The sequence below is a fragment of the Palleronia sp. genome, from assembly GCF_042089775.1.
GTDB lineage: Bacteria > Pseudomonadota > Alphaproteobacteria > Rhodobacterales > Rhodobacteraceae > Palleronia.
In genome coordinates, this window is the sequence record NZ_JBELKF010000037.1 from 23118 (window position 1) to 32844 (window position 9727).

At 62.9% G+C, this 9727-nt stretch carries 10 protein-coding genes; 8 read left to right on the top strand and 2 right to left on the bottom strand.

Annotated features, from left to right (window positions below; genetic code table 11):
* Positions 1-876 precede the first annotated feature (876 nt).
* The 3 genes from ACFDS3_RS10740 to ACFDS3_RS10750 all read left to right on the top strand — a co-directional run bounded on the left by ACFDS3_RS10740 (position 877) and on the right by ACFDS3_RS10750 (position 4322).
* Complete coding sequence (locus ACFDS3_RS10740) at positions 877-1476, top strand: SDR family oxidoreductase (RefSeq protein ID WP_375262351.1); 600 nt, start codon at positions 877-879, stop codon at positions 1474-1476.
* A gap of 307 nt (positions 1477-1783) precedes the next feature.
* A complete protein-coding gene (locus ACFDS3_RS10745) occupies positions 1784-3145 on the top strand; it encodes an ISNCY family transposase (protein ID WP_375262352.1) in 1362 nt (453 codons plus the stop codon).
* A 166-nt stretch (positions 3146-3311) separates the two neighbouring features.
* The gene (locus tag ACFDS3_RS10750; RefSeq protein WP_375262353.1) at positions 3312-4322 is read left to right on the top strand and encodes an IS30 family transposase; all 1011 of its coding nucleotides are present in this window, start codon (positions 3312-3314) and stop codon (positions 4320-4322) included.
* A gap of 1284 nt (positions 4323-5606) precedes the next feature.
* Here ACFDS3_RS10750 and ACFDS3_RS10755 read toward each other — a convergent pair.
* The gene (locus ACFDS3_RS10755) at positions 5607-5912 is read right to left on the bottom strand and encodes a transposase (protein ID WP_220603635.1); all 306 of its coding nucleotides are present in this window, start codon (positions 5910-5912) and stop codon (positions 5607-5609) included.
* A 116-nt stretch (positions 5913-6028) separates the two neighbouring features.
* Positions 6029-6436, bottom strand: coding sequence for a c-type cytochrome (locus tag ACFDS3_RS10760; RefSeq protein WP_051491831.1), 408 nt, complete (start codon positions 6434-6436; stop codon positions 6029-6031).
* A 147-nt stretch (positions 6437-6583) separates the two neighbouring features.
* Between ACFDS3_RS10760 and ACFDS3_RS10765 the strand changes: the two genes are divergently transcribed.
* The 5 genes from ACFDS3_RS10765 to ACFDS3_RS10785 all read left to right on the top strand — a co-directional run.
* Positions 6584-6970, top strand: coding sequence for a hypothetical protein (locus ACFDS3_RS10765; RefSeq protein ID WP_375262354.1), 387 nt, complete (start codon positions 6584-6586; stop codon positions 6968-6970).
* Positions 6971-7042: 72 nt separating this feature from the next.
* A complete protein-coding gene (locus ACFDS3_RS10770) occupies positions 7043-8572 on the top strand; it encodes a multicopper oxidase family protein (protein ID WP_043768002.1) in 1530 nt (509 codons plus the stop codon).
* Positions 8573-8696: 124 nt separating this feature from the next.
* Entirely contained in the window at positions 8697-8825 is a 129-nt protein-coding gene (locus tag ACFDS3_RS10775; protein WP_375262355.1) for a hypothetical protein, read from the top strand.
* A 16-nt stretch (positions 8826-8841) separates the two neighbouring features.
* Complete coding sequence (locus ACFDS3_RS10780) at positions 8842-9228, top strand: DUF302 domain-containing protein (protein WP_043767999.1); 387 nt, start codon at positions 8842-8844, stop codon at positions 9226-9228.
* A 1-nt stretch (position 9229) separates the two neighbouring features.
* The coding region (locus tag ACFDS3_RS10785; RefSeq protein WP_375262356.1) for a TVP38/TMEM64 family protein at positions 9230-9727 on the top strand (498 nt) is incomplete at its 3' end.

Below are 9727 nucleotides of genomic sequence, written 5' to 3' on the forward strand. Positions count from 1 at the left end.
CTTGCGAGCTGTCGCCTCGGCTGGTAGAAGAAACCTGTCACCGGTTGTTCTTCGACAGCCAATTATATCGGAAAGTCCCGCCAGTTTGCCGCTGGTGGGCTTTCTTTTGTGTTGGGGGTTACGGTGCCTGCTGCATACTCTCTGTCCCTGCTCGATGCCGTCTTGATGCGGGTTGGTGAACGTTATGCACGTAGTGATGCCGCAATTCTCACCGTCGATCAACACCATTAATTGTTCACGCGTGGATCATCTCGCAGGGTATTGATAAATATAGGGTTTTTATGCCTTGTGGTGCGGGCAACCGGTAACACAAGATCTGGGCCTGCGTGCAACTGAGTGAGAATCTGAAGTGTTTAGGAAGGGCAGGGGGGCCGGATTCGACTCGAATCTGGTCACGATTCGGATATTTGGCTCCGATCACAGCCCGAGGAACACCTCGTCCAGGATGCCACCATGAAATGGCGCCCGACCGGAGTCAGCTGCCCTGGCACGCGAAGTGCGATCCTTCGAGTATATGACGAAGGCAGTCCATGCCTCCCTGTGTGGCAGGTCTTGATGCCGCAACGGGGATGGAAGACCTGCCGCCGCGCTCCGAGCGACTGTTCTCCGACCTGGATCATCAGGAAGCCCCGAGACGCCCGCTGGCTGCAATCCTTCGGGATCCTGTGCAGGTTGCGTGTCGGCAGGAGAGGGAGGTCCTGAGCCGCTACCCCAACCGGGTCTGCAATGATGGCATCGAAGGGGATACCGAGATGGTTGACGCCGTGATGTCGGCAGCTCGCAACCGCGAAGGCGTGCCGGATCCGATCTACGAGATGAGCACGCTGCTGAACTACTCTGTCGAAGACGTTCGTAAGGGGATGCGGGAGCGGCTGAATGTGTGCGCACGTGAGCAGGGGCCCTCGGAGCGGCAGTGGGAGCAGCCTTCCGGGAAGCGACTGGGTACTGCGCCGTGCAGGAAGACGGGACGCTGGATTTCACAGAGATTTCCCGCCCTTGGATGGCCACGCGAAGGAGCTTGAGAAGAGCGCACTTAAGCTCGAGCCCCGCCAAAAAGTCCAAGATTCAAAAGGCAGTCCGCCAGCTCAACTCGTCTGCCTTTTGCACGGGCAAGCTCGAGTATGCCGGGAACGCATCATCAACATATGGTCCCAGCATGGCCATATCAGTGCACCCGAAGATTTCGCTTATGGGGTCTCGAAGGCAGGCGTGGCATACATGACACGGCAGATCGCCGCGGATTACGACTCGCGCAACATCGTGTGCAACGCGGTGGCGCCAGGCAAGATCCTCACCGGGAAGGGCGGGCGCGCCGTCGAGCAGCGGTGGCTTGACTACTCCACCGCCCGTACGCCCTGGCCTCGGCTGGGAACACCGATTGACGTGGCAAACGCGGCACTTTTCCTGGCGAGCGACGAGGCGACCTTCCTGACAGGACATAACCTGTTCGTGGATGGCGGCTGGATGGCGGCTTGAGGCTCGAAGGTCTCGTCTCGGATGGTGTCCTCATCCCCAGGAGGATACCTTCGGAGTTGAGTTCGGTGTCCTCATCCGCGACGTGACACACAACGCCCTGAGCGACGGCTGGTGCGGCGAGAATCGTCAGGACCAAGGCGGTCGGTCTGCTGATGTGCATTCTAGGCACGGTTGGCACCTCTGACCTCGGCTTAACATAACGTTGATTCTCGGTCGCAAGGGTGTAGCCGCAAAGCTAAAATGTCACCCATGAGCAATGCAGAAGTGTCACTCTCGCCTGCGATCGGAGCAGGCAGAGAGTTCGGACATGGGATGGGTAATGATGAGCGAGCGCGAGCTGAACCGCGTGGAAGTATTGGCACAGGTCGTTGACGGACGGCTGACTGCTGAGACGGCGGCGTCTCTCCTGGATGTGACGAAGCGCCAGGTATTCCGACTGTTGCGAAGGTTCCGAGAGGACGGTCCGTCCGGTATCCGGCACAAGGCCCGTGGGCGTGCCCCGAACAATCGGTTTCGCGACGCCAAGCGAGATTACGCGCTCGGGCTGATCCGTGAGAGCTACGGTGATTTCGGGCCGACGCTGGCAGCCGAGATGCTGGCCGAGCACCACGGAGTCAAGGTTTCACGCGAGACGGTTCGAAAGTGGATGATAGAGGATGGGTTGTGGCTGTCGCGCAAACAGCGTCGGACGTTCCATCAGCCGCGCCTGCGCCGGGAGTGCTACGGCGAGTTGATCCAGATCGACGGCTCGGACCACTACTGGTTCGAAGATCGCGGCCCCGCCTGTACGCTGCTGGTGTTCATCGACGATGCGACCAGCACGCTCATGCATCTGAAGTTCGTATTGTCGGAGAGCACGTTCAGCTATTTCGGCGCGCTGGAGACCTACTTGACCAGGCATGGCCGCCCCGTGGCCTTCTACTCGGACAAGCACACGGTGTTCCGGGTCGCGCAACAAGGAGCTAGAACGGGACATGGCATGACCCAGTTCGGCCGAGCCCTGAACGAGTTGAACATCGAGATCCTCTGCGCCAACAGCTCACAGGCGAAGGGCCGGGTCGAGCGCGCGAACCGGACGTTGCAGGACCGGCTGGTGAAGGAGCTGCGCCTCGCGGGCATCTCCGACCTGGAAGCCGGGAACGCCTTCCTTCCGGGCTTCATCGAGCGCCATAACATGAAGTTCGCCAAGGCCCCGCGCCGGGTGGACAACCTGCATCGCGCGCTCAATGTCGAGCCAGACCGGCTGCGCGAGATCCTGTGCTATCGGGACGAGCGCTATGTCGGCAACCAACTGGCCTTCTCCTACGACCGCCGGCGGATCATCCTCGAGGCGAACGAGGTCACGCGCGACCTGCCTGGCAAGTATGTCGACAGCTACGAGTTCGCGGACGGGCGATTGGAGTTCAGATGGAAGGGCATATCGCTTCCCTACTGCGCTTTCGACAAGGATCAGAGGGTCACCCACGCGGCGATCACGGAGAACAAGCGCTTGGGTGCCGTGCTGGAACACATCAAGGCCGAACAGGACAAGGCACCGCCGAAGAAACGCCGGGCGGGCAAGCAGAGGACGGTCTACACACCGACCGGTCGCAGGAACGACGGTTGGAACACTCTCGCCGACCGACGAATGAAGGCAGCCCGCGCGGCCGGCCAGGGCTTCGATATTTGAGGTCTCCGCCCTGCCCGGCTGCGCTCCCTCGGGCGCACCATGATGACCTTTCTGCTTTGCGGGCGGGATGACATTTCAGGATAGTTGCAACAAAGGGTGTAGCCGGGTGGATTCACATCCGAAGTGCAAATTCTGTATGTAAACAGAAGCTTGCACGGAGGATACGATGGGACGCTCTTACCTGCACCTGAACCTGGAAGAACGACGGAAGATCGCTCAGTGGCTCGAGGCACGCATGCCGGTGCCGGAGATCGCAGATCGCCTGAGCCGCGCCCCCTCCTCGATCTATCGTGAGCTCAAGCGCAACTTCTACGATGACAAGGAAATCCCGGAGCTGAACGGTTACTACGCGATGAACGCTCAGGACATGTCCAGGCGGCGCCGCGCGATCCACCGTAAGATGGTCATTCACCCGCAGCTGAAGGTCGCCGTCGAAGATCGGCTGAAGGCCGGCTGGTCTCCCGAACAGATCGCCGGGAGGATGCGCGTCGAGCGCCACCCGATCCGGGTCAGTCACGAGACGATCTACCGGTTCGCCTATTCGAAGGATGGCCGCGCCGAGGAGTTCTACCGCCACCTCCCCGAGCACCGCAGGCGCCGCCGTCCGCGGGGACACCGGCGACACAGCCGCACGCGCATCTTCGACGACCAGAGTTTGTCGCGCAGGCCCGAACGGATCGCCGATCGCGTCGAGTTCGGCCACTGGGAGGGCGACCTGATGCTGTTCCGCAAGGAGCATGGCAAGATCAACGTGACCTCCCTGGTGGAACGCGTCAGCCGCTACACCGTCGTCCTGCGCAACGAGGATCGCCAGTCAAAGCCGATCATGGAGATGCTCATCCATGGGCTCGCCCCCCTCCCCGCGGAGGCCCGCCAGTCGGTCACCTTCGACCGCGGCTCCGAGTTCTCCGCCTGGGAGCAGCTCAAGCTGGGGATCGGCATGGACAGCTGGTTCTGTGATCCCCAGGCGCCGTGGCAGAAGGGCACCGTAGAGAACACGAACAACAGGCTGCGAAGGTACCTGCCCCGTTCGACCGACCCGACGGCGCTGACAAATCGATATTTGAGGTCGATTTGCCAGCGCCTCAACACCACGCCGCGCAAGTGCCTTGGGTACCGGACACCGGCAGAGGTCTTCGAAAGCAACCTCGTAGCCATACGCCACCGGCTGGATTAACACGTGAATTCAGAGATTTGCACTTCGATGAGAGTCGACACTAGGCGCACCGTGTCCCCGTCGATGATCATGGCGGCTGTGACAGCAAGAATGGCTGCACAAGGCATGCGGCAGGCTCCAGGTTTTCACCTTCCGTTCCTGTCCTTGGGAGCCGATTTGCGCAAGGGATTGCGGAACGTCCGGTGCATTTCTCCATGCCCTGCTCCAACCAACAACGTCCCGCAATAGAGATGAAAGCAGGCTTCCTGTCAGGGTGATTAGCCTGAAAGGAGGTGAGAACAATAATCGACTGGACATCGCGCCGGGCTGAAGCTTGGGCGCTATTGAGGAAGGGCGGTCTCTCCGCCAAGATCGCCCGCGCCTTCCTCATTCAGCACGGGATCATCTAGCGCCCCCACGCCTCAGCCCCTTCGAGGGCTGGGGCACCTCTATCGCGATCGGCATCATCATGCCACGAGAATTGGAGGCACTCATGCCAGACTTCACCGCTCACCAGCATCCCGTTCTCGCCGTCCCTTGCAGCGACAGCCACGCGACCGCGGGCTCCCGATCCCCGAAAAGGAAAGCATCTGTCTTGACGCGCAAGGTATAAAGGTGCGCGATGAGCCTGACCGGACCGGAGACCTCCAACTATCGGAGGTCCGGTCGGGCGGCGTTGACGCTAGGAATTCCCCTTCCCGACCTACTTGAAGGCAAGCGGAGAACCCTGCCGAGCGAGAGCTGCCGTTCGTTCTCGCTGCAGCGAACGACCGGAAGGAGCCCTTGTTGACCGCGGCGCCGAGGATTCACTTTGCACGCGCGGCAACGCGCGCGCCGCCGAGAGCGGCCCTGAGCTGCCGCTCGAGGGCCGGCCCATCGCTGCCGCGCAGCTACCCCGAACCAGTCATTCGCGGCCAAGTGCAGCATGTTCTGGCAGCCCAAGGTCAGCAGTGCGGACTTTCCGGTCGTTCGGCGACTTACCGATGCAACTGCAGCTTGACGATGGAGTCGCTCGCAGCCGCAGCACGCAGGGTTCTGCGCCGCGGCGCAGATCACGGAAGCGGTCGTTGAAGGCTGCGCCGGACCAAGGAACCTAGTCCCACCTTTCGCTGCGCCTCGTCGCAGCGCCGCCCATACGGGCAAAGCGAGCTTTCTCCGCAATTGAACGAACGGACGCTCTTAGATTTCGGCCTCGCAAGCGATGTCTCCGCCTCACGCGGGATCAGCAGACGGCTTAACATCCCAGGGGAGCAGTGAGCCAATCCTGCTCGCCGGGTGGTCAGCAGAGATGGCTTCGAGGCAGGCCTACAGGTAGGCGTCGGGGTCGACGCGGCCGTCATCGATGAATGTCTGCTGACCGCCCCACTGGCGATGGATGTAGGTCAGCTTCTCGCCGAGGCGTGACTTGGCCGAAATTCGGAGACGTTGTGCCTGCAGCCAGGCTCCGAACTCAGCGACGAAGAGTCCGCTACGGGCGTCACGAGCGGACAGTCGTTGGTAGGCACCCATGCCACGGATCTCCGTCTCAATGCGGTAAGGCTCGGCAATCCGGTGCAGTCTCTTGGCGGCGAACTCCGGTTCGTCGCGGTCGAAGACCGCTAAAGATCCAATTACGACTGAAGTTCAGTGTTACAAATCCGTTGTTCCAAGTAACGTTACAGGGCCCCTTCTTGTCCTTGAAACCGGACGAGAAGGATACCGGATGCGGCCTCCGTTTCGTGCTCCCCTCATCCGGAGCGCGAGACTTCCAACTGATAGGTGCGCTCGCGCTCCGGCCATGTGCTCTTGATGTAGTCGAGCACGGCACGGATCTCCGCATCGCTCAGTACGTCTGCGAAGCCGGGCATGTCGCTCTCGTATCCGCCACCGACCACGGCGGCGGTGCCTTCCTTAACGATCCGGAACAGGACCTCGTCGGGATGGTGCCATGTGTGGCCGCTCTCGTCGTGCGGCGGTGCGGGCAACCGGCCGGATGCGAGCGGCGTACGCCAGTCGGGCTGGCCCTCCAGGTCCGCGCCGTGGCAGGCGGCGCACTGATCCGCATAGATCTGGCGTCCTTGCGCGATGATGTCCGCCGACGCCACGGCGGTGGATGCGGTACCGGCATAACGCCAGCCAGCAAAGACCGCGAAGATCACACCTCCGACGACCAGACCGATCCCGACAGTATTTCGGAGAGCTTTTTTCAAGACGTCTGTCCCCGATCACTGCGGAATAACATTCGCGTTTGGTCGAGACCACGTTGTGCCAGCGGCGAGGCGCCTGTCACAATGGACATTCTCGTGAGCAATGCCTATCTTTGCAGCATGATCGCACGTGTCATCACCATGCTTGCCATACTCGCGATCACCGTGGTGACGACGGTGACCTCCGCGCATGCGACACGCATGAGCATGAATTCCGGTGTGGATCACGCGATGCATGTCGCCGACATGATGCACTCGCCGGTCATTTCGGGCCTCGGCTGTGAAGCTGGAGAGCACTCTGGGTCGGCCGATGCCGAGATGTGCGAGTTCGTCTGCGCAGGCCTCTCGGCCTTCCTGACTTCGGCAGGCGGGGAAGCCGGGCAAGCTCACGGCGCCGCCAGTCATGACGTCCCGTCCGCGGCAATCCACGTCAGCCGTGCGCCGGGACTGAACGAACGCCCTCCGAAACTCCGTCTCCTCTGAGCGCGCCCGGGCCGACGCCCGCGGCGTCCCATCGGTATTGATGAACGGGACATAAGTCCCGAGGAGACGACAATGAACACGCTTTCACGCCGCGGCTTTCTTGCCGCAAGCGCCGCCGCCCTTGGCGCGGCACAGATGCCCCACATCGCCTTCGCGCAAGGGATGGCGCCGATCAGCCTCTCCGCCGCGACCCGGACCCTCGATATCGACGGGCGCGCGGCAACGGTCTTTGGCCTTGCCGGCCTCGGCGGTCAGGGACTGATCCTCAACCCCGGCCAGAGGTTCCGGATCGATCTGACCAACGATCTCGATGTCGGCACCATCATCCACTGGCACGGCCAGATCCCGCCGAATGCGCAGGACGGCGTGCCGGACATGCCGATGCCCCTTCTCGCACCGGGTGAAACCCGATCCTATGACTTCGAGGCACGGCCGGGCACCCACTGGATGCACAGCCATGTGCCCACCCAGGAGATGCAGCTGCTCGCCGCGCCGCTAATCGTGCGCTCGGCCGAGGACGTTGCTGCCGACCGGCAGGACGTCGTGATGTTCCTGCATGACTTCTCGTTCAAGGCTCCCGAGGAGGTTCTCGCCGAAATCGGCGCGGGCCATGGCGGCGGGCACGGCGCTGGCCACGGTGCAGGTGTGCAACCCGATCAAGGCGCTCCCATGGGAGGCATGGGGGCGATGCAGGGCATGGATCATGGCGCGATGGGCCATGGCGGCATGGGCAACATGGGTGGGATGATGGGCATGGGCGGCCAGATGGGCGGCATGGCCATGGACCTGAACGATTACGACTGGGACGCCTATCTCGCCAATGACCGGACCCTGTCGGACCCCGAGGTGGTGCAGGTCGAGCGTGGCGGGCGCATCCGGCTCCGGGTCATCAACGCCGCCGCAGCGACCGTGTTCTGGATCGACACCGGCGGTGCCGAGGCACGCCTGGTTGCGGCGGACGGGCACGCTGTCCAGCCTCTATCGGGCACGCGGTTCGGGCTGGCGATGGGCCAGCGGCTCGACATCGAGATCGACCTGCCGAACGAAGGCGGCGCCTGGCCGATCCTTGCACTGCGCGAAGGCGCGCGGGAGCGCACCGGCCTTATCCTCGCCACGCAGGGTGCCGAGGTTCGGCGCCTCGATGACATGGCGGAGACCGCGGCTCCCGCGTTCGACACCGATCTTGCGCAGGAGGCGCGCCTCATCGCGCTGGACGCCCTGCCGGATCGACCCGTGGACCGCAGCCAGATGCTGATGCTGGGCGGTTCGATGCAGCCGTACGTCTGGACGATAAACGGGGCAGTCTGGGGCCAACACCAGCCAGTCGCCGCGCGCAGGGGCGAGCGGGTCGTGCTGTCGTTCCACAACATGTCGATGATGGCCCACCCGATGCATCTGCACGGGCATGTGTTCCAGGTCGTCGGCCTGAACGGACGGCGTGTCGCCGGTGCGCTGCGCGACACGGTTCACGTGCCGCCGATGTCGATGGTCGACGTGGCGCTCGACGCGGGCGAAGCCGCGCGCTGGATGCTGCATTGCCATCACATGCCGCACCTTGCGACGGGGATGATGACCGAGTTCGCGGTCACGGCGTCGGTCTGATCCGGGCGGGGCGTCCAGACAGGGCGCCCCGACGTCCCGACACCGATCCTGTGCTGTCCTGCCCCATGTTGTCGTGAGGGCCGGTCAAAAGGCGCACCTTGCGGGTGAAAATCAGGAGGATGAGATGATGACCTGGAACGACATGGGCTCTGGAATGGGTTTCGGAATGGGGTTTGGCTGGCTCTTCGGCCTGCTGATCCTCGTGCTGGTGGTTTTGGCCATAGCGGCACTGATCAAATACCTTCGGAAGTGAGAAAAAGGACTTGGAAATGACCTACACGATCAATCGAATGATCGCCGACGCGGGTATCGACGACATCGACGCTCGCACACGAAAGGCGCTGGCGGATCATGGCTTTGGTGTCCTGACAGAGATCGACGTCAAGGCGACCATGAAAAAGAAGCTCGATGTCGAGATGCCAGCCTATCGCATCCTCGGCGCCTGCAACCCCAAGATGGCGCATCAGGCCATCGGGATCGAGCCGCGCGTCGGTGCGATGTTGCCATGCAACGTCATCCTGCGCGAGGTCGACGGTGGCGTGGAAGTCAGCGCCATCGATCCTGTGGCATCGATGCAGGCGATCGAGAACGCCGAACTGACGGCCGTGGCGGGCGAGGTGCGCGCCCTCCTGGCGAAAGCCGTCGAGGCGATCTGAGATGAGCCTGCGCGCCGCCATCCTCACGGGCCTTGCGATCCTCGGGATCGGACTGCTCGGCATCTGGTTGGTCGCGCCCTCGGTGTTCGCCGAGGCTCGCGGACTTCTGGACGGCGAACGTCTGGAAACGCTGGTGGCGCGTGCGGGTCTCTGGGGGCCGGTCCTGATCGTCACGCTTATGACCATCGCGGTCGTGGCCAGCCCCATCCCGAGCGCGCCGATCGCACTGGCGGCCGGAGCGGCCTACGGACATCTCTGGGGAACCGTGCAGGTTGTCATCGGCGCCGAGCTCGGGGCACTGATCGCCTTTGGGCTGGCGCGGGTTCTGGGGCATGACGCTCTGCGGCGGGTGTTCGGCGCCCGCGTCGATGCCGGGCTGCTCGGCTCGCAGAACGCTCTAACGGCGACGGTCTTTGCCAGCCGCCTGATGCCCTTCGTGTCTTTCGACATGATCAGCTACGCGGCCGGACTGAGCCGATTGCACGCCTGGCGTTTCGCC